18 protein-coding genes and 5 tRNA genes are annotated in these 22,697 nt (G+C 51.4%); 9 read left to right on the forward strand and 14 right to left on the reverse strand.

The window, feature by feature from the left end; genetic code table 11:
* The first annotated feature begins 157 nt into the window (after positions 1-157).
* The 4 genes from ychF to ACQYWX_RS22505 all read left to right on the forward strand — a co-directional run bounded on the left by ychF (position 158) and on the right by ACQYWX_RS22505 (position 3,286).
* Positions 158-1,249 (forward strand): redox-regulated ATPase YchF, encoded by a 1,092-nt coding sequence (gene ychF, locus ACQYWX_RS22490; RefSeq protein WP_431686408.1) that lies wholly within the window; start codon positions 158-160, stop codon positions 1,247-1,249.
* Between the two features lie 64 nt (positions 1,250-1,313).
* Positions 1,314-1,390 (forward strand) — tRNA-Met (locus ACQYWX_RS22495).
* A gap of 233 nt (positions 1,391-1,623) precedes the next feature.
* Positions 1,624-2,367, forward strand: a complete 744-nt coding sequence (locus ACQYWX_RS22500; RefSeq protein WP_431686409.1) for a substrate-binding periplasmic protein — start codon at positions 1,624-1,626, stop codon at positions 2,365-2,367.
* 184 nt (positions 2,368-2,551) lie between these two features.
* Complete coding sequence (locus ACQYWX_RS22505; RefSeq protein ID WP_279505098.1) at positions 2,552-3,286, forward strand: substrate-binding periplasmic protein; 735 nt, start codon at positions 2,552-2,554, stop codon at positions 3,284-3,286.
* 6 nt (positions 3,287-3,292) lie between these two features.
* Here the strand turns inward: ACQYWX_RS22505 and ACQYWX_RS22510 are convergent, their stop codons facing one another.
* Positions 3,293-4,015 carry a lysophospholipid acyltransferase family protein gene (locus ACQYWX_RS22510; protein ID WP_431686410.1) on the reverse strand — a complete coding sequence of 241 codons (723 nt, stop codon included), beginning with the start codon at positions 4,013-4,015 and terminating at the stop codon, positions 3,293-3,295.
* A gap of 310 nt (positions 4,016-4,325) precedes the next feature.
* Here ACQYWX_RS22510 and ACQYWX_RS22515 point away from each other — a divergent pair, with 310 nt between their 5' ends.
* Together ACQYWX_RS22515 and fnr are read left to right on the forward strand one after the other, a co-directional pair.
* Positions 4,326-5,342, forward strand: coding sequence for a hypothetical protein (locus tag ACQYWX_RS22515; protein WP_431686411.1), 1,017 nt, complete (start codon positions 4,326-4,328; stop codon positions 5,340-5,342).
* Between the two features lie 144 nt (positions 5,343-5,486).
* A complete protein-coding gene (fnr, locus tag ACQYWX_RS22520; RefSeq protein WP_431686412.1) occupies positions 5,487-6,266 on the forward strand; it encodes a fumarate/nitrate reduction transcriptional regulator Fnr in 780 nt (259 codons plus the stop codon).
* Here the strand turns inward: fnr and ACQYWX_RS22525 are convergent.
* From ACQYWX_RS22525 to rnr, 8 genes are all read right to left on the reverse strand, one after another.
* A complete protein-coding gene (locus tag ACQYWX_RS22525) occupies positions 6,263-7,180 on the reverse strand; it encodes a sugar nucleotide-binding protein (RefSeq protein ID WP_216739612.1) in 918 nt (305 codons plus the stop codon). The genes fnr and ACQYWX_RS22525 overlap by 4 nt on opposite strands.
* Before the next feature lie 154 nt (positions 7,181-7,334).
* Positions 7,335-8,459, reverse strand: a complete 1,125-nt coding sequence (gene alr / locus ACQYWX_RS22530; RefSeq protein WP_431686413.1) for an alanine racemase — start codon at positions 8,457-8,459, stop codon at positions 7,335-7,337.
* Positions 8,459-9,889 (reverse strand): replicative DNA helicase, encoded by a 1,431-nt coding sequence (gene dnaB / locus ACQYWX_RS22535; protein WP_253938651.1) that lies wholly within the window; start codon positions 9,887-9,889, stop codon positions 8,459-8,461. The genes alr and dnaB overlap by 1 nt, the downstream gene beginning before the upstream one ends.
* A gap of 140 nt (positions 9,890-10,029) precedes the next feature.
* Positions 10,030-10,476: a 50S ribosomal protein L9 gene (gene rplI, locus ACQYWX_RS22540; protein ID WP_127972820.1), complete on the reverse strand. Its 447-nt coding sequence runs from the start codon at positions 10,474-10,476 to the stop codon at positions 10,030-10,032.
* 125 nt (positions 10,477-10,601) lie between these two features.
* A complete protein-coding gene (rpsR, locus tag ACQYWX_RS22545) occupies positions 10,602-10,832 on the reverse strand; it encodes a 30S ribosomal protein S18 (protein ID WP_011395632.1) in 231 nt (76 codons plus the stop codon).
* A 16-nt stretch (positions 10,833-10,848) separates the two neighbouring features.
* Entirely contained in the window at positions 10,849-11,277 is a 429-nt protein-coding gene (rpsF, locus tag ACQYWX_RS22550) for a 30S ribosomal protein S6 (RefSeq protein WP_216739614.1), read from the reverse strand.
* Between the two features lie 126 nt (positions 11,278-11,403).
* Positions 11,404-12,120, reverse strand: coding sequence for a 23S rRNA (guanosine(2251)-2'-O)-methyltransferase RlmB (rlmB, locus tag ACQYWX_RS22555; protein ID WP_431689530.1), 717 nt, complete (start codon positions 12,118-12,120; stop codon positions 11,404-11,406).
* Between the two features lie 105 nt (positions 12,121-12,225).
* Positions 12,226-14,652, reverse strand: coding sequence for a ribonuclease R (gene rnr / locus ACQYWX_RS22560; RefSeq protein WP_431686414.1), 2,427 nt, complete (start codon positions 14,650-14,652; stop codon positions 12,226-12,228).
* A gap of 284 nt (positions 14,653-14,936) precedes the next feature.
* Between rnr and ACQYWX_RS22565 the strand changes: the two genes are divergently transcribed.
* A tRNA-Leu gene (locus ACQYWX_RS22565) sits at positions 14,937-15,023 on the forward strand.
* A 335-nt stretch (positions 15,024-15,358) separates the two neighbouring features.
* On the opposite strand, the gene ACQYWX_RS22570 is transcribed toward ACQYWX_RS22565, so the two are convergent.
* The 3 genes from ACQYWX_RS22570 to ACQYWX_RS22580 all read right to left on the reverse strand — a co-directional run bounded on the left by ACQYWX_RS22570 (position 15,359) and on the right by ACQYWX_RS22580 (position 15,616).
* Positions 15,359-15,433, reverse strand: a tRNA-Glu gene (locus ACQYWX_RS22570).
* Between the two features lie 25 nt (positions 15,434-15,458).
* Positions 15,459-15,533 (reverse strand) — tRNA-Cys (locus ACQYWX_RS22575).
* Positions 15,534-15,539: 6 nt separating this feature from the next.
* Positions 15,540-15,616 (reverse strand) — tRNA-Ile (locus ACQYWX_RS22580).
* A gap of 247 nt (positions 15,617-15,863) precedes the next feature.
* On the opposite strand from ACQYWX_RS22580, the gene rtcR reads away from it, so the two are divergent.
* Positions 15,864-17,498, forward strand: a complete 1,635-nt coding sequence (gene rtcR / locus ACQYWX_RS22585) for an RNA repair transcriptional activator RtcR (protein ID WP_431686415.1) — start codon at positions 15,864-15,866, stop codon at positions 17,496-17,498.
* 16 nt (positions 17,499-17,514) lie between these two features.
* On the opposite strand, the gene ACQYWX_RS22590 is transcribed toward rtcR, so the two are convergent.
* Positions 17,515-19,200 (reverse strand): S8 family peptidase, encoded by a 1,686-nt coding sequence (locus ACQYWX_RS22590; RefSeq protein WP_431686416.1) that lies wholly within the window; start codon positions 19,198-19,200, stop codon positions 17,515-17,517.
* 376 nt (positions 19,201-19,576) lie between these two features.
* Between ACQYWX_RS22590 and ACQYWX_RS22595 the strand changes: the two genes are divergently transcribed.
* Positions 19,577-20,896 carry a Na+/H+ antiporter NhaC family protein gene (locus ACQYWX_RS22595; protein WP_216739618.1) on the forward strand — a complete coding sequence of 440 codons (1,320 nt, stop codon included), beginning with the start codon at positions 19,577-19,579 and terminating at the stop codon, positions 20,894-20,896.
* A gap of 64 nt (positions 20,897-20,960) precedes the next feature.
* Here ACQYWX_RS22595 and ACQYWX_RS22600 read toward each other — a convergent pair whose 3' ends face one another.
* Complete coding sequence (locus ACQYWX_RS22600; RefSeq protein ID WP_216739619.1) at positions 20,961-22,154, reverse strand: glycosyltransferase; 1,194 nt, start codon at positions 22,152-22,154, stop codon at positions 20,961-20,963.
* Positions 22,155-22,697 lie beyond the last annotated feature (543 nt).

Genomic DNA, 22,697 nt, shown 5'->3' on the forward strand with positions numbered 1-22,697 from the left:
CAAGATTACCACCCGCAGCCCTCAAAATTTGAGCCTGCGGTTTAGTTTTCCGCCCTCCACACCAGACAGCAAATTTGTTGCATTGTCTGCCCAGGCTGGGCCGCCGAGACTTTATAGAGACCTAATTACTTAAATTTCCGAGCTTTGAGGACATATCATGGGATTTAATTGCGGCATAGTCGGACTCCCTAACGTAGGCAAATCAACTCTATTCAACGCACTCACCCAAGCGGGCATCGACGCCGAAAACTTCCCTTTTTGCACCATTGAGCCCAACTCAGGCATCGTCGCCATGCCCGACCCTCGTTTGCAAAAGCTGGCGGAAATCGTCAAGCCGCAGAAAGTCATCCCCACCACCATGGAATTTGTCGATATCGCAGGCTTAGTGGCCGGAGCCTCCAAGGGCGAAGGCTTGGGCAACCAGTTCCTGGCGAACATCAGACAGACTGACGCTATTGCACACGTAGTGCGCTGCTTTGCTGATGAAAATGTGGTTCACGTGGCGAATAAAGTCGATCCAGCCGCCGATATTGACGTCATCAATACAGAGCTGGCTCTCGCCGACCTGGACACAGTAGAAAAAGGCATCAAGCGGATCTCGCGCATCGCCAAAGGCGGAGACAAATTCGCCAAACAGCAAATTGAGGTGATGGAAAAATTACTGCCACACCTGAACGAAGCCAAGCCTGTACGCGCCTTGAATCTCAGCGGGGATGAAATGCTGGCGATCAGAGAGCTTTGCCTGCTTACCGTAAAGCCAACCATGTACATAGCCAACGTTGCCGAAGACGGCTTCGAGAACAACCCTCACCTTGACGTGGTGCGAGCCATCGCCGAAAAAGAAGGCGCTATCGTCGTTCCTATCTGCAACAAGCTGGAATCCGAAATCGCAGAACTGGAAGACGAAGAGAAAACCGAATTCCTGGCCGACCTGGGCATGGAAGAACCCGGGCTTGATCGCGTCATTCGGGCCGGCTACAAACTGCTGGGCCTGCAGACTTATTTTACCGCTGGCGTAAAAGAAGTCCGCGCATGGACTGTTAAGATCGGCGCAACGGCTCCTCAGGCAGCAGGCGTCATCCACTCCGATTTCGAGCGCGGATTCATTCGGGCGGAAATCGTCAGCTATGACGACTTCACCTCCTTCAATGGAGAACAAGGAGCCAAAGAAGCTGGCAAATGGCGCCTGGAAGGCAAGGATTACATCGTTCAAGACGGCGACGTAATTCATTTCAGATTTAACGTATAAACTGATGATTTTTAGGGTTGACAAGCCCACCAAAAAACAACAGAATACGCGCCTCAAATGAGACGGCAAGGTAGCTCAGTTGGTTAGAGCACAGCACTCATAATGCTGGGGTCGGCGGTTCAAATCCGCCCCTTGCTACCAAGTTTCGAAAGCCCGCTTTTAAAGCGGGCTTTTTTGTTTCTACCCCCCCCCTATTTCCTGCACCGCCGCCACGCACCCAACGACCAAAACGCATAAAAATAAAGCACATCCACTTTCAGTGTGTACTTTTGTTAATAAAATCAACAAAATAACAAAAAAAATTCTCGGCATACCGTGGATTTTTCGGATAGACGGACTATCCTTAATGGGGTAGCTACATTCGAGGTTAAGACATGTATTATTTTCGCTCCCTTCTTTTGGCGTTATGCGCCACTCTCTGCTTATCAGCAAATGCGGAAGAGGTAACTTTCAATCTGGTTACCGAGAACTTCCCTCCCTACAACATGAGCGTAAATGATGCTGAGTATGAACACAGACCCGAGGATATCACCGGTCTGATTACTGATGTTGTTAAACAGATTTTTACTAAGGCGAAAATCGGTTACACCATGAAGCTGCGTAATTGGAGCTACGCATACAACTACGCTCAGCGCAAAGAGTTCCGAGGAGTATTTGGAACCACTCTCACCGACGCCCGCAAACCGCTTTTCAAATGGGTTGGCCCTATCGCATCAGACGGATGGGTACTGTACGCCAAGGGAGGCTCCACCATTAAAATCAACTCTATTGAAGACGCCAAGAAGTACAAGATAGGCGCGTATAAAGGGGACGTTAGAGAACAGTGGCTTCTTTCCAATGGCTTTGAGACTTCCAGTCTCGACGACGACGCCTTGAACCCCAAAAGACTGCAAAACGGCCAAATCGACCTCTGGATATCCGGCCCCGTATCCGGCCCATACTATGCTGCGAAGAATGGCGTCACCAACATCAAGCCTGTATTCACAGTTAAAGAGACACAGCTCTTCTTAGCGGTTAACAAGGAAACGCCAGATGAGTACGTTAACAAACTGAACGAAGCCCTGGAAAAAATGCGCTCCAGCGGCGAATTAGACAAAATTACCGCCAGATACAGATAGACAACAGAGTCTTACAAAGACTGCGAAGCCCCATTTGACGGGCTTCGCAGAGACTTTCCCGCCCGTTTCTTTTCACTTATCCGGAAAACTACTTATTCGGAAGTCACCTACTCCAGCTGTTTAATAAGCAGCCAGACTATTCGTTAGTCAGAACACTATCCGCCCAGCCGTTTGAGGTGATTTAATGATCGCTAAGAAGCTATTGTTGGTTTCTGTTCTCTTTCTATCCGCCATTGCTCGTGGCGAAACCTTTAACCTGGTCACGGAAAATTTCCCGCCTTTTAATATGGGCGAGGAAGACCACAAGTACGAACACAAAGCTGACGCTATCAGCGGCATCAACGTAGACATTGTAAAAGAGCTCTTCAAACGCTCGGGTTACGACTACCGCATGAAGCTCAGAAACTGGAATTACGCTTACAACTTTGCACAACGCAAGGAATTTCGTGGCGTATTCGGCACTACACTGACTGACGCGCGCAAACCGCTGTTCAAGTGGGTCGGCCCCCTCGCCAAGAATGACTGGGTCTTCTTCGCAAGGAATGACACAACAATCAAAATAAACTCTGTAGAAGACGCCAAGCCCTATTTGATTGGCTGCTACAAGGATGACTCCAGAGCGCAGTTTTTGAAGAACAACGGCTTCAACGCTTCAGAGCTGGAAGATGACAGCCTCAACCCAAAGAGACTGCAGCAAAGACAAGTTGATCTCTGGATCTCCAGCACCGCATCAGGCTATTACTACGCCAAGCTGGCCGGAGTTTCCGACATCAAACCTATCTTTACCATAAGAGACACCAGTTTATATCTGGCGATGAACAAGGACACACCTGACGAAAGCATTGAGCACCTCAACAAAGTGCTCGATAAGATGCGTACTGAAGGCTATTTGGACAAAGTGTACTCAAACTACAAATAGAGAGCTCTACGCCTGGCTTAAGGCGGCTGAAGTCCGCCTTATCCACTCTTCCATTTCCTTGTGAACTTCGTCAGTAGCTCGGCCGCTGGTTTCAATTGGCGCGCCGATTTTCACCTTTATCAAGCCTGGACGCTTGCTAATACTGCCGGCAGGCCAGCAATCTCCAGCGTTGTGCGCTATAGGCAGCAAAGGAACGCCAGCACTGACGGCCAACAAAGCGCCGCCCTTGTTGTATTTACCAACCTGCCGAGGGCGAACGCGTGTCCCCTCAGGATAAATTACAACCCAATACCCTGAGGTCAGACGCTCCTTTCCCTGCTTAAGCAATTGCTTAAGCGCCGCTGACGGCTTACTCCGATCAATGGCGATAGGCTTCAATCTCTTCAGCGCCCAACCAAAAAACGGAACCTTCATCAACTCTTGCTTAAGCACAGTACACTGAGGACGAAATATAACGCCTAGCAAATAAGTCTCCCAAGCGCTCTGATGATTGCTGACAACCACACAGCTCGTCTTTGGAATGTTCTCCAGCCCTTCGATCTCATAACGTATGCCACAGACAACACGCGCCCACCAAAGTGCGAACACATTAAACCGGGAGACGATGTAGTAACGCTTTTCAAAATTGACGTAAGGACCAATCAGCATCCCAACCAAAGATGTGATGATGACGCCCCAAGCATACCCAATGTAAAAAACGAAAGACCGAAATAGCTGAAATGCCTGCACTTTTGCCCGCCTTTTTTCAATGCCCGCAAAGGATATCAACTCCCCGCCCAAAGCTGCAATGAATGTTATCCCTCAACGTCCCAGAAACCCATTGTTTGAGGGATATTGCGACTAAAGTACACCCTCTCAGACAGCCACCCGCTCACCCCTTGATCAATATCAAGACTCCCTTTCGGGAGCTAGATACACTGAGCATGGAGAGAGGGGGGATCCACTTGCCAACAAGTGTGACAGCAGGCGCGCGCGCAAAATCGCTGACAATGATGGTCAAACGCGCGCAGATGTTTTCTTACCTGGTTGGAGACCCAATATGCCAGTTGGAAAGGTTGTCGAACAAGCGAAACAAAATGGGGGTAATGATAGCTGGGTTTATTTGCTCAACTCCCCCCCTAAAGAGTTCTCCAGTGAGAACTGGAGCGCCTTGGACGAGGGAGCCTATGAGGCGGATTATCGCAACAGCTCTCTGGCTCGATATTATGAAGGCGGGTTCGCACTGAGCGTTCAGGCGCCTTGCTTTAATACACTTGTCAGTGCGGAAAATTACACCCGCAGACTCCCATCCATGAATGCTAATTTGCAGAAGTACATCGACTATGTCGTGAAAGAAGTGAGACTACTCAAGCAAAACCTTCCCGCCGGCAGCCAGGTTAAGTACCTGCATTGGTTCGGCGATCTGGTCCGCCAGCTCACTCCCGCAGCGCAGACTCAGGTGATGTATTATTTGGGCAGGGAGTTCAAACTAAACTTCGACGCCGATGCGCGCCATGTTATCGAGCTGGACGCTCGCCCTGACTCCGAGGAAGCGCTAGCCCTGATTAAAGGGTTGGGCTTTAACATTGTCTGCATCAATGATCCTGGTGAATACGCACAGTCCTTCCCTATTGAGAGTCTTAGGGATTGGCTGCAGACCATTCGGGCATTCGACTTCAAAGCCGTTTATCTGCGCCTGAAAGTGACTCCTGCGACCGTCACCGCACTATCCGAGCACCTTGAGGAAATTCTGACAGAGAGACCGCAAGGCATCCTACTCTCCGGCCATAAAATGGAATTCGCCGGCACAGCAGGCCTGGAAGCGGCGCTAAAAGATTTCAAGCGGCGTATTAAGTCCGCATCGTTTATTCCTATCACGCAGGACTTTTTCGCACTACCTTGGACAGGCTTGATTAGCCAGGGAGTCAGCTGTCTACATGGCGTTGGGTTGGGCGCATTTTCTTACACACCACATTACCAGTTGCGCAACGCCACACAGTTGGACGACTACTACAAAACTCTGGACAACAGCGAGCTTCCAGCAAGAGCAATTCGTTACACTCAAACCCAGTTGTAACAAAAGGTGAAAACTATGTAAAAACAAAGGCGAGCGCAGGTTTTCCCTGTAAATTTCCCATTGTAGGGATTTGCTTTTAAATAGCTATTGGCTATCCTAGAAGCCTCTTTAAGCAGTTTCACTCATCCAGCCACGAGGCAACCGATGGAAAGCAAGCATATAGCAACCTCCTCTCCTTTTAGCTTACACAGAGGCTGCCACGAATGTAATTTGAGCAAGCTTTGCATTCCTATCGCGGTCGGGGCTGAAGATATTGATCGCCTGGAAGAAATCATTCGCCAGGGCAAAATGCTCAATCGCGGCGAATATATCTTTGAGCAACACACCCCATTCCGCTCGTGCTTCGCAGTTCGTAGCGGCGCGATCAAAACATTCACCGTATCAGAGGAAGGCGAGGAACAGGTCACTGGTTTCTATCTGCCTGGCGAGATTATCGGTCTGGACAGCGTTAGCATGGAAAAATACTCCTGCTCCGCCGTCGCCCTTGAACGCACCAGCGTATGCGAAATTCCTCTGGAGAAGTTTGAAGACCTTGCCTCAGACATCCCCAGCCTGCAGCACCACTTTTTCTCATTAATGAGCAAAGAGATTCAGGAGAGCAGGCAGCTCACTATGCTATTAAGCAAAAACTCGGCTGAAGAACGCATTGCCTCGCTTCTATTGTCCCTGTCGACACGCTTTAGCCGTCGTCGCCTATCCGGCACAAACTTCAGACTCCCTATGCCACGCAGCGACATAGGCAACTATTTAGGCTTGGCCGTCGAAACTGTCAGCAGGGTCATTACCCGCTTCCAGAACAATGGCATTATTAAGGTCCAAGGAAGGGAAGTTCAGATATTGCAATTGGACGAACTGCAGAAAATTCTTCGCCACGACACCAAGTGTCTGGAGCATCAGAAGGAATCAGCCCTTAACGCTCGTTAACGGGTCTCTTCCAAGCAGTTTTCAGCCGGTTTTACGCCGCCACGCTGCTGACATTGCTCAATCAACGCCGGCAGATAACGACGCCAGGGAAGCTGCTTGACGCCAAAGGTGTTGCGCAGCTTGATACAACCTAACGCGCCATTCGCCGGAAGCGCCACTCCAGGCAACACATCAGCGCCCTTTTTCTCGATCAGGGCCTGCAACATTTCTTCCTGTCCAAATGCCTGCAGCACAATCGCTTTCAACAGTTCATAGTGGGTGACAGCTTCAGCGCCAGCATAATGGTAAACGCCCCACACCGAGATATTACAACTCAGCTGCTTGATAACAGCGTCTACGACTCTCGCCACATCATCCACCGCGACGGGAGTCAGCTGCATATCGGTGCTGGCGTTTAGGCGCTTCCCTGAAGACAGCGCGGAAAGCATGGTCTGCAGCCAGCCTTGAGCGCCAGCCTCCAGCAACCAGCCCACCCTCAAGATCAGATGCTTGCTATAGTTTTCCTGAAGCCATTGTTCGCTCTGCAGCTTTGTCCGCCCATACACGGAAAGAGGACGTCCTTTGTTGGCGGATATATAAGGGTTCTTTTTGACGCCATCGAAAACAAGATGGCTGGAGAGATGAATAATCGGCGCCTTCCATAAAGCCGCCACCTCCGCTACCGCCTCACAAGCGGAGACATTAACCTGATAGGCCAAATCCGGATGCTGCTCCGCCTTGAACAGGTCAGCCATCTCCGCAGCATGAACCACGAAATCCGCAGACGGCATCGCCCTCATTGCTCGCACGATCGCATCATTGGTCATCAGAAACTGCTCGTAGGGAACGCCCTCCACTGCTATGCCGCTCTGCTGTAAACGCTGAGCTATAGCCTTACCTAATGGCGAATCAATTCCCGTCACACAAACAATCACTCATGCACCCCTTAAAATGTGTCTCGTAGCCTTTAGCGCCCCCAGAATGCGGGCCGTCTGAAGATATTATGTTAACAATATTGGCTGCTTGATGGGATTTTCGCAAACCCGATACCCCGGACTCTATCCCCATCATCCAGCTTAACGCTGCGCTTTAACCCCCTTCCGAGCGATTAAGGTATACCCTGGGGACACGCGAGGTCATGCCCGTAAATAAAGTATAGGAGATTGTTGACGCATATCCTGCAACCTCATCAGCGGAAACAGCTCCGCCCCACAGCTCCACCTCCGACCCAATACGCGCTTCTGGAATGTGAGAGATATCCACCGTCAGCATATCCATGGACACCCGCCCGATAATCTTTGTCCGCTTACCGCACACGGCGACAGGCGCACCATTTTGCATTTGTCTTGGATATCCGTCGCCATACCCTACCGCAACCACTCCCATTCTTGTTGGGCCGCTCGCAGTCCAAGCGGCGCCATAGCCAATAGAGTCTCCTGCTTGCAGCTCCCGAGTAGCAATCAAGCGCGACTCAAAGGTCATTACCGGCTTCAAGCCAAAATCCGCCCCGGTCTTATCCGCCATGGGGGAGGCGCCGTACATCGCAATGCCCGGACGCACCCAATCCAAGTGAGTTTCCGGATACTGCAACAAAGCGGCAGAATTAGCCGATGAGTAACTCCAGCCACCCGATCCCGCCGCCTGCATACCAGCTTGAAACGCCCGCCACTGCTCCTGTTGCAGCAAACTATCCAGTTCATCGGCGCATGCGAAGTGAGTCATCAGCCCAATAACAGAAAGCCCAGGAAACTGGCCCAGCATCTCAGCGACGCCAGCCAGTTTATTTAACGGCAAACCCAACCGGTTCATACCTGTATTCAACTTGATCCAGGTTTGCATCCGGGCGGAACCAGGACCTGTTTTACGCAAAGGAGCCACTTCGGACAGCATGTCCAATTGCTCCATATCATGCACAACCCACTCTATATCGCGCCAACGGGTAGAGTCAGCCAGCTCCTCTGAGCTATAAAATCCTTCCAGCACTAATAGCGGCGTCGTAATACCCGCTTCACGCAAACTCACCGCCTCATCGTAACAGGCCACCGCCAGCTTGGGAGCCTCCGCTTTCAGGGCGCGTGCGATTTCCACTGCGCCATGGCCGTATGCATCAGCTTTAATTACCGCCGCACAACGGGCGTTTTTAGCAATGGAATTCAGCAAACGAATATTGTGACGCAAGGCGTCCAGATCAATAAGAGCGCGGGATGGACGCATTACTCGTAGTCTCCCCCGCCATAATCGTGAGCCAAATCTTCAAACCTTGTGAATTTACCCATGAACGCCAAGCGCACCGTTCCGATAGGGCCGTTACGCTGCTTACCGATAATAATTTCCGCAATACCTTTGTCCGGGCTGTCTTCGTGATAGACCTCATCCCGGTAGATGAACATGATCAAGTCAGCGTCCTGCTCAATCGCTCCAGATTCCCGCAAGTCAGAGTTAACTGGCCGCTTATTGGGGCGCTGCTCCAAACTACGGTTAAGCTGGGACAAGGCGACCACAGGACAGTTCAGCTCCTTCGCCAATGCTTTCAAGCCTCGCGAAATTTCTGAAATTTCGGCCGTACGCCCTTCGGTCATTCCCGGCACCCTCATCAACTGAAGGTAATCCACCATGATCAAGCCAATTTCACCATTATGATCCCGCGCCACCCTTCTCGCCCTGGAGCGCATTTCCGTCGGACTTAACGCCGCGGTATCGTCGATGTATAACGGCTTGTCTTTCAACATGTTAACGGCTGATGTAAGACGCGGCCAGTCGTCCTCATCCAGCTTTCCACTTCTTACTTTGGTCTGATCAATTCGCCCCAGAGATGACAGCATACGCATAACGATAGAGTCGGAAGGCATCTCCATACTGAATACCAGGACAGGCTTACCCCCCAGTATCAGCGCGTTCTCAACCAGGTTCATCGCAAATGTGGTCTTACCCATGGAAGGACGGCCGGCAACGATAATCAGGTCTGAAGACTGCATCCCCGAGGTGCGATCATCCAAGTCACGAAATCCAGTTGTAACACCTGTAATGGCCCCGTCTGAGTGGAACAACTCATCAATTTTCTTAAGGGTCTTAGTCAGAATCGGATTAACCGATTCAGGCCCGCCCTGATTGGGCCGGGATTCCGCTATCTGGAAAACTCGCCGCTCTGCGTCATCCAACACCTCTGTACTGGTGCGCCCTTCCGTCTGGTAGGCCTCATCGGCGATTTCATTAGCGACTGTAATCAACTGACGCAATACGGAACGTTCGCGAATGATTTCCGCATAGGCGCGAATATTGGCGGCGCTGGGAGTGTTTTTAGCCAGCTCACTCAGATAGGCCAACCCACCCGCAGAGTTCAACTCGTTGCGATTATCCAGCTCTTCCGAGACAGTGATGGCGTCCAGTGGACTGCCGAGATTCGCCAATCGGGAAATTGAACCAAATATCAGACGGTGATCCAGACGATAAAAGTCTTTTGCTGTAATGATGTCGGAAATCTTGTCCCAGCTGGCGTTATCCAGCATCAGACCGCCCAGAACAGACTGCTCCGCCTCAATCGAATGGGGCGGAGCCTTTACCACAGAGGAACCAACCAGGGCGGCGCTTGGGCCCTGCCCTTCCGAAGACTTGGCCGAATCTTTACGTATTACTGACTCATTCATAATGACTTGCAGAGCTTTTAAGAGTAGCGCTTATTATCGCTAATTTGCGGGCATGGACAACACGACTATCGTGAAGTCTTGAGAGCATAAAAAAAGGCAGTGCGCACGGAGCGGACTGCCTTTTTTTGTATGACCGGAGATTACTCGCCGACTACGATTACCTTAACGGTAGCAGTAACGTCGGTGTGCATCTGTACGTCTACTTCGTACTCGCCTGTGTTGCGCAGAGCGCCTTCAGGCAAGCGAACTTCGCTTTTCTCAACTTCAACGCCCAAAGCAGTCACTGCGTCAGCAATGTCTTTAGTACCAACAGAGCCGAACAACTTACCTTCGTCGCCAGATTTAGCAACGATGGTCACTTCTTTACCGTTGATAGCTTCTGCACGAGCCTGAGCTTCGGACAGCTTCTCGGCAGCCGCTTTTTCAAGCTCTGCGCGACGAGCTTCGAACTGCTCTACATTCGCTTTAGTTGCAGGAACAGCTTTGCCGTAAGGCACCAGAAAGTTACGGCCATAACCAGCGCGAACCTTAACTTTATCGCCAAGGTTTCCGAGGTTGGCTACTTTTTCGAGAAGAATAACTTCCATCTTGTTTACCTCAAATCTTGTAACAATCGGAAGCCTCTTAGCTTCCGATTGGCAAACCTTTAAGAACCTGATTGTTCTACGCCACTTCACTAACAATGAGGAAATGGCGGAAATTTTTCAGGCGCTTAGTCGTCGTGGCGATCAGTGTAAGGCAGCAGAGCCAGGTAACGCGCACGCTTGATAGCAGTGGCGAGCTGACGCTGGTAACGCGCCTTGGTGCCGGTGATGCGGCTTGGCACGATTTTGCCAGTTTCAGTAATGTAGCCTTTCAATACTTCTACATCTTTGTAATCAATCTCTTTTACGCCTTCGGCAGTAAAACGGCAGAACTTTCTTCTGCGAAAGAAACGAGCCATGATAGCCTCCTATACCTTATTCTTCGTTGCTGTCTTCGTCGTCAGTATCGTCGTCAGAGTCGTCAACGTCGTCAGCAACGACGCGGGCGGGACGATCTTCGCCACGAGGAGCGCGCTGTTCGCGGGACTCAGCTGCTTTGATTGGCGACACTTCGGTCACAGCATCCTTACGACGAATAACCAGGTCACGGAGGATGGCGTCGTTAAAACGGAAGTTGTGCATCAGTTCGTCGATGACTTCTTGAGAACACTCAATATTCATCAACACATAGTGCGCTTTGTGAATTTTGTTGATGGGATAAGCCATGTGGCGGCGACCCCAGTCTTCCAGACGGTGAACTTTACCGCCGCCAGCGTTTACGCTGGAGGTGTAACGCTCAACCATTGCAGGCACCTGCTCGCTTTGATCAGGATGAACCATGATCACGATTTCGTAGTGACGCATTGTAGCTCCCTTCGGTTTAACAGCCTTACGTTGCGTTTTCGTAAAGCAAGGAGTTGATGGTGGTTTTAAGAGGGCAGCATTCTATGCCTGTTCAGCAAGACTTGCAAGCCCGAAAGCGAACACAAACTAACCAAACTGACGCTGTCGCACCGCCTCAAACAGGCACACCCCTGTGGCGACGGACACATTCAGACTGCTGACCTCGCCCAGCATGGGAATATTGACGAGACTGTCGCAGTTTTCGCGGGTAAGGCGGCGCATCCCTTTATCCTCCGCCCCCATCACGATGGCGACCGATCCCTTGAGATCCGCCTGATACAAACTTTGCTCCGCCTCGCCGGCCGCGCCAACCAGCCAAACGCCATAAGTTTGGATGTGCTTTAAGGTTCGCGCCAGATTGGTGACGCGAATCAGCGGGGTCACTTCCGCAGCGCCGCACGCCACTTTTCTGGCGGCCGCATTCAACGGAGCGGATTTATCTTTGGGCACGATGACGGCGTGCGCGCCCGCCGCATTAGCGGAGCGCAAACAAGCTCCAAGGTTATGAGGATCAGTGACGCCATCCAGGACGAGCAACAACGCGGGCTCCTCCAACTTCTCCAGCAACTCCTCCAAATCGGTTTCGTTGCTCACTCGGTCCGCTTTCAGATAGGCCACAACCCCCTGATGTGAGCCATCAGCAGCCTTATCCAACGCAGACTTACCCACTTGAGTAATGGGCACCCGGCGCTCTTGCGCCAGCTGCGCTATCTCTTGCAAGCGATGATCATGGCGCTGCTCGGACAGCAGCAAACGATCAATTTTACCCGGATGCTTCTGCAGCAGTGCTCTTACCGCATGCATCCCAAACACAATGTTTGATTCAGACACAGTTAAACTCGTTCCGTACGTTAAAAAACCGGCATTCTACCGGTTTAGTGTTTGCTTTACGCCAGCTTTTTCATACTGCTAAGAGCGTTTGCGGCGTCCTTTTTTTTGCGGCTTACGCAAAGGACCACTCGCCTCGGAACCCTTACCTCCCTTGGCGCCTTTCGCAGGTTGTCCGCCACCTGCTTTCTTTTCCTTTTTCCACTCTTCATTCCATTGCGCCAGAATTTCCTTGCGTTTGTTCTTTTTACCCGGCGCTGAGCGCTTGGGTTCGCCAATCATTTCCAAGTCGATCTTACGATCTTCTAGCCCGACTCGAACCACTTGCACCCTCACCTCATCGCCCAGGCGATGCGTAACGCCCGTGCGCTCACCAACAAGACGATGCTTCACCGCGTCGAATTGATAGTAATCGCTCTTCAGGGAGGAAACATGGACAAGCCCTTCGACATATAAATCTTTAAGCTCGACAAAAAGCCCGAACGCGGTGACAGCGGCCACGATACCATCAAACTTCTCGCCCACATGCTGAGTCAGATACTCGCACTTGAGCCAGCTCATCACGTCGCGAGTGGCTTCATCCGCGCGACGCTCAGTCATTGAGCATTGCTCACCAAGAACAAGTAACGCCTGCATGTCATAGTTATAACGCGCGCTTTTAGGTAAGGCTGGCGCGCCCTCCACCCGCTGCACATTCTTGCAGGGTCGCTCACTTCGAATCAGATCTCTGATTGCCCTATGCACCAGCAAGTCCGGAAAGCGGCGAATCGGAGAAGTAAAATGCGTATACGCCTCATACCCCAAACCAAAGTGGCCCTTGTTCTCTGGCTGATATACCGCCTGACTCAACGAACGCAACATGACCGTCTGCAGTGTGGCGCTATCCGGCCGACCACGGATACTCTCCGTCAGCACCTGATAGTCTGACGGCTTCGGATTAGAGCCGCCCCCAAGACTTAAACTCAACTCGCCAAGAAACGCGCGCAGATTCTCCAACCTCTCCGCCGTAGGCCCTTCGTGCACACGAAACAACGACGGAATTTCATACTTCTCCAGCAGCTTCGCCGTCGCGACATTAGCGCACAACATGCATTCTTCTATGAGTTTGTGGGCGTCATTGCGCACGACCGGTACGATCTTGTCGATCTTGCGGTCCGAATCGAAAAGAATTCGAGTTTCAACGGTTTCGAAATCAATGGCTCCGCGCTCTTCCCGAGCCTGTCTCAACGCCATATACAACTTATGCAGCTCGCGAATATGCGGCGCCAGATCCGCATATCTTTCCGCAAAGGCTCTCCCCTCTGCAGACTCTGGGTCGTCGATATAGGCTCCCACCTTGGTGTAGGTCAGTCGCGCCTTGGAAAGCATCAGGCCTTCATAAAACTTATAGCCGCTCAGCTTACCCTTCTGACTGATGGTCATTTCACAGACCATACACAAACGCTCGACATCCGGATTGAGCGAGCACAGTCCATTGGATAGCACCTCGGGCAACATGGGAACCACCCGGTTAGGGAAGTAAACTGAGTTCCCGCGCTGAAAGGCCTCTTTATCCAGAGCCGTCTGCGGCTTCACATAATGCGAAACGTCGGCGATCGCCACATACAAACGCCAGCCGCCAGACTTCTTCGCCTCACAGTAGACCGCATCATCAAAATCCCGCGCATCCTCGCCATCGATTGTCACTAAAGGCAGATGTCGAATATCGACTCGGTGCGCTTTATCACGCGCACTCAATTTGGACTTGAACTTGGCCGCCTCCGCATCAACCTCTTCCGGCCAACGGAATGGAATGGAGTAAGTGCGCAGAGCGACATCGATTTCCATGCCCGGCGCCATGTGCTCACCCAGTACTTCTTTAACATGCCCCATCGGATTAACACGCACATCGGGCTGACGCACAATCTCCAATGTCACATATTGTCCGTGCTTGGCGCCATTAAGAGCATGCTCCGGCACCAGGATGTCCTGGGTAATACGAGGATTGTCTGGAACAACGAAGGCGACTCCACTCTCCATATATATGCGCCCAACAGCTTCGAATGTTCGCCGTTCGACCACCTCAACGATCACGCCTTCACGCTTACCTTTAAATTCGCGGCCTTCTGCGCGCACCAACACAATGTCGCCATCGAAGACCCGCTTCATCTGACGCGATGACAGGTATAAATCCGAACCGCCCTCTTCAGGAATAACAAAGCCGTAGCCATCTTTATGTCCCTGCACCCGACCGCGAATCAGATTCATCTTTTTCGGCAAGCCATAGGCGCCTCTACGATTGCACACCAACTGACCATCCCGACTCATGGCGATCAATCGACGACGCAACCCTTCATAGGGCTCAGGCTGCACTACATTAAAAGAGGAAGCTATTTCTTCGATGGTCGCGGGAGCGCCGCGCTCTTCAAGAAAGGTAAGAATAAATTCGCGACTTGCGGTGGGGTGTTCATAACGGGCGGCTTCGCGCTCCGCAAAAGGATCCAAACTACTCTTTTTCTTTTTTCCCATTAAAAGAACCTTAAATCTACAAAATTCATCAACATAGCGGAACCTGCGACCGATATGGTTGGTTTTCCGTCACATTAACATAATTCCCGCATTTAAAAACCATTCGCAGATACGCCCGCCCCATGTATAAATTTAGAACAATTTGAGCATTCAGAGCACTTTAACGTTTGCTTTTTATTCAACTTTTTCAATTTAGGCGCGGTTTTAAAAAAAGTTAAAACCCAACTCAAAAAAAGCGTTGACAAAGATCCAAGTGACGCGTAAAGTTCGCGCCATCCTGAAGTGCCGAGGTGGTGAAATTGGTAGACACGCTAGCTTCAGGTGCTAGTGGGGGCAACCCCGTGGAGGTTCAAGTCCTCTCCTCGGCACCATTTAATTTAAGGATAAAGAAAACAAAGAGTTGAACTTCAACTCTGACAAATAAGCGCCTAAGGCGCTTTTTTTGTTTCTGCTCCCAGACGCCTTCCCCTCCTCTTTCGACCATAGATAGCAACCATCCAAAACACCTCAAGAAGCTGGTTAGCACTGACAAACTTCAATCAACATTCGCCACCCCACATCCGCCAACCTCGGACTCAAACCCTAACAGGCTTACCAACAGCAGAGATCTTTCGCAAAGGGCTGCTTAAGATTAATGTCAGTTGAGCTATCTGAATTGGGCACACTTAGAACGCCAAGAGGCTTATTCAGTAATAAGAGGAAGTTTTGGTGCGCCAGGACGGAGTCGAACCGACATTACAAGGTTGAAAACCTTGCGTCCTCACCATTAGACGACTGGCGCAATGGGAAAGTGGATATTTATGCATTGGAGAGGTCGGCGGGACTTGAACCCGCGATCGTCAGTTTTGCTGACTGATGCATTACCGCTCTGCCACGACCTCTATTTTTGGCGCCGCCTGTCGGACTCGAACCGACAACCTATGGCTTATGAGGCCAGTGCTCTAACCGATTAAGCTAAGGCGGCGTAAAGTGGCTCTCTTTCGCAGACGAGCCGGATTCTGAAGGTATGGCTGCCAGCCAGAATCTGTAGTTGTTATAGCGAGCGGCGTGCCAACTTATTTTCACCCCACCAAATCGAATCATAAGCAATTGTTTTATAAAGACTTATAGAATTATCGAGCAAAAATACAGTATTGGACGTAGCTTATACGCGCAGCAATAAATATCATGTTTGATATCAAAATATTGCCTTGGATACGCCCCAAATTTCGATGAACAGCAAAAATATCGTCCTATCCATTCTCGGCACGACTTTGGATGTCGTGTCCAAGCGTCGCGGTAAGTTTGAGAAGCGCTGGGAGCGCTGGCGACCGAACGTATCCATCACTCAACGCGCCGAGGTCTTCCCGGTGGATGAGCTGCATTTACTCAGCGCTGGTAAAGACATGGCGCTTGCCGAAGAAGTCTCTGCGGATATCAATGTCGTCAGCCCAGAAACGCATGTCGCCATCCACGATGTCAGCTTTACCTCCCCGTGGGAACTGGAGATCACCTATCTGCAGTTGCGAGACTTTCTTTCCGACTTCAGGTTTGACCCCAGCGCTAATTATTTTTTCCACATCACGACCGGCTCGCATATTCAGCAGATCGTTATCTTCCTGTTGCACGAATCGCGACTTTTTCCCGGCAAGCTGTTGCAAACAGCGCCACCGAAGGAAGGTTCGACTGAACCGCGCCACCAAATCATCGACCTGGATCTTTCCAAATACGACGCAATTGCAGAGCGTTTTCGCAAAGATCATCTTGAAGGTGAAGACTTTCTGAAATCCGGCATTCAGACTCGCAACCCGGCGTTCAACCGGATGATTCAGCAGATCGAGCTGGTCGCACAGCGTTCTATCGCGCCCATGTTGATCACCGGTCCGACTGGCGCCGGCAAGTCCCATATCGCACGCCGCATCTACGAGCTGAAGAAAAAACGCAATCTGGTGAGCGGCGATTTTGTGGAGACCAACTGCGCCACGCTGGTGGGCGACAACGCTATGTCCACCTTGTTCGGCCATAAAAAAGGCGCATTCACCGGGGCAGTGGATAAGCGGGACGGCTTACTGAAACGTGCGGATAAAGGCATGGTGTTTCTTGATGAAGTCGGCGAGCTGGGTTTGGATGAACAGGCCATGCTGTTACGCGCCATCGAAGACAAATGCTTTCTGCCCATGGGCGCGGACCTGGAGGAGAAAAGCGACTTTCAGCTGATCGCCGGCGCTAATAAAGATCTTCGCAAAGAAGTACGGGAAGGTCGCTTCAGAGAGGACCTTTTTGCGCGCATCAATTTGTGGACTTACCGCCTCCCCGGACTGGCGGAAAGGAAACAGGACGTCGAACCCAACATCGAGTACGAACTGGATCGATTTGAGCGCAATCATGGCGAGAGAGTGGCGTTCAACAAAGAAGCCCGCGCCCGCTATCTTGAGTTCGCATTGTCTCCCGAGGCGCTTTGGCCCGCCAATTTCCGCGACCTCAACGCCAGCATCGTGCGCATGGCGACCCTGGCGGACAAAGGACGGATTAAGACGGATCATGTGGACGAGGAGCTACAGCGGTTACGTTATCTGTGGTCGCACGCGGAATCGCCGGCGATGGCGAGCAGCTTATCTCTGGATGATTTTCTGGCCCAATATCTCGACCTCGAACAGCTTGAGCACGTTGATTATATTGAGAAAGTGCAACTGAAAGCCGTCATCGAAGTGTGCAGAAACTGCCGGGACGGCGCAGAGGCGGGACGCACCATTTACAATGCATCCCGGCTTCGCAAAAAACAGACAAACGACTCCCATCGATTACGTCAATATCTGGCCAAGTACGGCCTTCACTTTGACAGCATCAGGCAAGTCAATTCAGTCTGAATGGAAATAGCGCCAGCTAGGGTTTGCGCCAGCTGGCGGTAACGCTGACGCCGCGATAACTGTGGCGTCCGCGCAACCCGATAAACCATACGCCGGGTTCGGGATTGGGAAACACACATTGCTCTTCATTGCCGTCTACAAAAGGGCGGCAGTCATATTTATTCGGCGTGGGACGCACATCGTCGGCGACATAGAGGTCCACATCCCCCGTCCCACCAAAGCTCCTGACCACCATTTCGATAGCGCCGCGCGGTACCTCAAAGCGATAGTAGTCCCATTCATTCTCACCTCCTCGCAGATTCTCCAGCCTTAACACGCCCCGCTCCGGCAGCGGCAGATCGCCATTCAGCGCCGCCAGCGCCCGCGCCGCGTCAGCGATGCCTGCGCCGCATCCACCATCACAATCCCCGGGCAAGGGCCTCGCTCCCAGTTTTATAGCGCTTTCGATCCGTCCCGGCGTCGCTCCTGGGTCAGCTTCATACAGGAGAGCCGCTATCCCCGCCACATGGGGCGTCGCCATACTGGTGCCTTGATAGAACTGATAGGACTCCTCCCCCGGCACAGTCAGGCCGGTATTCCATATAGACAACACCCCGTTACCGAGCACGTCAGTTTCACCACCCGGCGCAGAGACGTCGACTTTGCGGCCGAAATTGGAGTACCAGGCGCGTGCGCCCGCCTTGTTATTTGCAGCAACCGCTATAACGCCTTTGCAGTTGGCCGGCAGAAAGTGGCGAACATCCGCATTGGCGTTACCAGCAGCGACGACCACTGTGACGTTACGTTGACGCGCCATATTGATGGCTGACTGCATGGTCCCGCCACAACGCCCTTCCCCTGTCAGGCTCATATTGATGACCTTGGCTGGGTGCAGGTTTTCAGGCGCGCCATCCACCGGCACGCCCGCCGCCCAGACCAGAGCGTCCGCAATATCTGACAGATAACCTCCGCATTTGCCCAGCACACGGACTGGCAAAATACGGGCGTTAAACGCCACGCCAGCAACTCCGATATGGTTATTGGTGACGGCGGCGATCGTCCCAGCCACATGCGAACCATGCCAACTGGAGTCTTCCGCCTCCGCTCCGTCGTAACATTCGTTTTGCGCCACCCAATCCCCGGGATCACTGGCGTCAGCGTCACGCCCATCGCCATCATTGGCGACAACTGGATCGCTGATAAAGTCATATCCGGTGACGACATTGGCGTCCATATCCGAGTGGGCGACGATTCCTGTATCCAGCACCGCCGCCACGACACCTGAACCGGTCGCCACGCTCCATGCAGCGGGCGCATTGATGCCCGCCACTTCATCAAAGTATCCCCATTGCTCGACATAACGCGGATCATTAGGCGCAAACATCTTATGCAGCAATATGTCTTCCTCCACATCAAGAACGCTGGCGTCACTGAGTAAATCTTGCTTCAACTGCGCCAGCTCAGTCTGCGTCAGCCACCGTTTAGCCTGATACAAGCCTCGATAGCCAACCGCGAGAGGGCGTAGATAATCGATGCTTTGCAAAGCGCTGCGCGCAGCGGGAGAAATTAAAGAGAAGGAAGAAGAGGATGGAGGCGTCGCGGTATCGCCAGCATAGTGAATAATAAATCGTTGCGGTCGGTAAGCGACATCTTGCGCTAAAGCGCGCGCCCCATGAAGTCCTGTCAATACTACTGCCGTCATCAACAACAAAGCTAATCTCATAACAATCATTCCTTGACTGAAGTTGCATAAAGTACTGCAGTGAGCAGCCAGCGCTTCCCTACTTCCAGGGATGTACAGAAAACCCGACGCCCGGAAAAGCTGACAGTTCGTTGACTCTACGAAAAACTTATGACGCGCTCAAGGCGACGTCTGAACGCTTGGCCAGGACAGAAAATATAAGGATCTGTTTTTGCGTCAAATATTTCTTTATGACCTTAAAACGGCATAGCTTATAACCGAAACAAAGCTCCCGATCACGATAAATTATTAGAGATTAATTTTCCGTTACCTATAATCTTTCGCCTTTTTATAGTCCGCGCCCTGTATCTGTACCGAACGGGGTGGCTCTTAATCATTCGTGGAATACAGAAGTAATATGTCCCAAGCATCTCCCTTAGCTTTGCTTCCGCTGGCGCTGTTTCTGGCGCTGTTTGTCGGCAGCGGCCTCTGGTATCAGTCAGAGGGCGTTGAGTACGCCTTTTATCAAATCTCCGCGCCAGTCGCGATCCTGCCCGCTATTCTATTAGCGGTAATGATGGCGCGCGGAACCTTGAATGAGCGCATAGAAACCTTTATCAAGGGCGTCGGCGACAACACAATCATCACCATGGTTCTGATTTATCTGCTGGCGGGCGGTTTCGCCAGCGTCGCCAAAGCCGTAGGCGGCGTGGACGCCACGGTCAACTTCGGACTCAGCGTGATTCCCCCTTCTCTGGTGCTGCCAGGACTGTTCATCATCACCGCTTTCGTCGCCACCGCTATGGGCACTTCCATGGGCACCATCGCTGCTATCGCCCCTATCGCGGTGGGCGTTGCTGACGCAACGGAACTCCCCATGCTGCTGACCATCGGCACCGTAGTGGGGGGCGCCATGTTCGGCGACAACCTGTCTATTATTTCCGACACCACCATCGCCGCCACTCGCACCCAAGGCTGCGAAATGCGCGACAAGTTCAAACTGAATTTTATGATCGCAGCGCCAGCGGCGGTGCTGACCTTAATCTGGTTGTACTTCCAGAGCAGTAACGCCGTGGTGGAGGCGCCTAAGGACTACGAATTGATCCGCATCCTGCCCTATGTCGCCGTGTTGGCGCTGGCGGTATTGGGCGTCAACGTCATGCTGGTGCTGTTCAGCGGGATCGTACTGGCGGGAGGAATTGGTTTGTTCATGCAGCCTGACTACAGCGTAGCGTCCTGGTCCAAGGACATCTATGCCGGCTACACAGGCATGCAGGAAATTCTGATCCTATCGCTGCTGATCGGCGGCCTGGGAGCCATGATGAAGTCTCAAGGCGGCCTGGACTGGCTGGCGAAAACCATCGACCGTATCAGCAGACTGGGCGGCGCCAAGCAGCACACCAGCCGCGCGGGCGAACTGAGCATCAGCGCCACCGTCGCCCTGACCAATGTCTGCACCGCCAATAACACCGTCGCGATTCTTCTGTCCGGCAGCCTGGCGAAAGATATCGCCGACCGCTATCAGGTCGACCCACGCCGCAGCGCCAGCCTCATGGACATTTTCTCCTGCGTCGTCCAGGGCGTTATCCCCTACGGCGCACAAGCCCTGCTGGCCTCGTCCCTTGCCAAAGTCTCTCCAGTAGAACTGATCGGCAACATCCAATATTGCTGGCTACTGGGACTCATGGCGCTGATATCAATTGTCATCGGACTGCCGAAAGGCAAAGTCCAAAGTTAATGACTTGAATTGGAAGCCCGCTGTTGCGGGCTTTTTTGATGCAAATAACGGCGCTTATCAGCGCTTAGTTTTGAAAAAATACTGAGCGTACTTTTTCCCGCTGCCAGTCCTGAGTTATAAAACTATAACGAGACGCTATTCCTTGTGCGCACTCAGAATAGGACACCTCATCCAGAAGCCGTTTAAAAGACTCCTCACATTCCTCAAGATCAGCATTTTCCACAACCAAGCCTGCTCCCAGGTCCTGAAGCTTAGACGCATTTAAATGCTGTTCCTGGTGATTTGGCGCAAGTAGCTGAGGCTTACCTTTTAATAAGGTTTGGCACAAAAGCCCATTCCCGCCATGATGGACGACTATGTCCGCACCCTCTATCAACGAGACTACATCCACTGGGCTTGAAAAGACTTTCATAGTGTCACTGACATATTCAGAGGCGGCGACTCTTTTATCAGACTTAGGGACGTAAGCGATCACGTTACATCCCGAACGCGACAGCATTAGCATCAAAGCTTCGAAGAACATAGAGTCTGGCTTAACGTAAGCCAGAACTTTGGGTTTATCATGCTCAGTCCAGCAGATTTCAGATTCACCAAGCGTCATGGATAAAGGACCAAGATAATCTCCATCCACCCTTCTCTGGTAAACATCAAGTTCTGGCAAGGTTGTTAGCAACGTTCCCTTTACTCTGAAGAGTTCATCCAGAGACTCCAGCGTCGCCATTTTTAAGCGGGATAAGACCCGATTAATATTGTCTTGCACCGCCATATGAAGATCGATGTCCTCAGGCTTTTCAGCTTCGCCTGTAATTTTGAGTCCATAGCGGTTGGGGTCAGGTTCAGCAAAGCTGCTCCCAACAGCAACAGTATCAATACCCAAGCCATAAGCCGCGACTTGTAGCCCTGGCGCAAATTCACAAACAACTACCTGAGGCTGGTAATTTTGAAGCACTCTCTTCCAACCGCTGACGCAGTCATATAGACAAGCAAGATCCGTAAATCCAAAGTTATATAAAACTGTTGAAAAGCTAGATACATCATGAACAATCGACCTAGCTCTTCGTCTCCATGCAGGAGCCTGAATGAGTTTAATATTCGGCTCACGAATAAGCTTAGATGCCGCAACCTTATCTCTTACTGCAACAACAACCTCATATCCGGATTCCTGCAACGACTCAGCAAAGAATAACAAATTACTTAAATGCCCTAAACCTTCACCCCACTCCCAGGCTAGTAGGATAGTTTTTTTATTAAGCTGCATAATCTATTCAACACACTATTGAGCACAAGGAAACCTCTGAACTATCCATAGTTATCGGAATATTTCTCTCCGACAGGGAGCTTGAACAACTATAAATTTTTTCCCGACACCTTTTGCCCCTCGAAGAGCAAAATTAAGGTTTATAAGCCTTAATCAGCAGTCTGTCCTTGCGATTAAAAGGTCACTGAATGCCAAAAATAGATTTAATCACCCCCTCTACTTGGACAGTCTTCACTCACCGCTCATCCCAGTCTAATTCAGAGAAGAGAAAACGATAGCATTCGTTAGCATCAAAGCCACATTTACGTTTTTAGGCTAAATGCAGAAGTCTGTAGCACCCTCCAAATATATAAGAACGATTTGCAGGAGTTTCTGTAGCGGGTATGTTTAACGCCTCAAAAGATGAGCACACGGCTACCAAGGCACCCTCGCAGTTGTCAGTTCACTTTGAGGGAATGTTAGATATTCACATTAACCTGCAACTTTTCAGACACAGAGTTTCGAGTCCTGCCAGATTTAAAACTTGCTTTCCCTAGCAAAATT

This window comes from Hahella sp. NBU794 (genome assembly GCF_050749805.1).
Taxonomy (GTDB): Bacteria; Pseudomonadota; Gammaproteobacteria; order Pseudomonadales; family Oleiphilaceae; genus Hahella.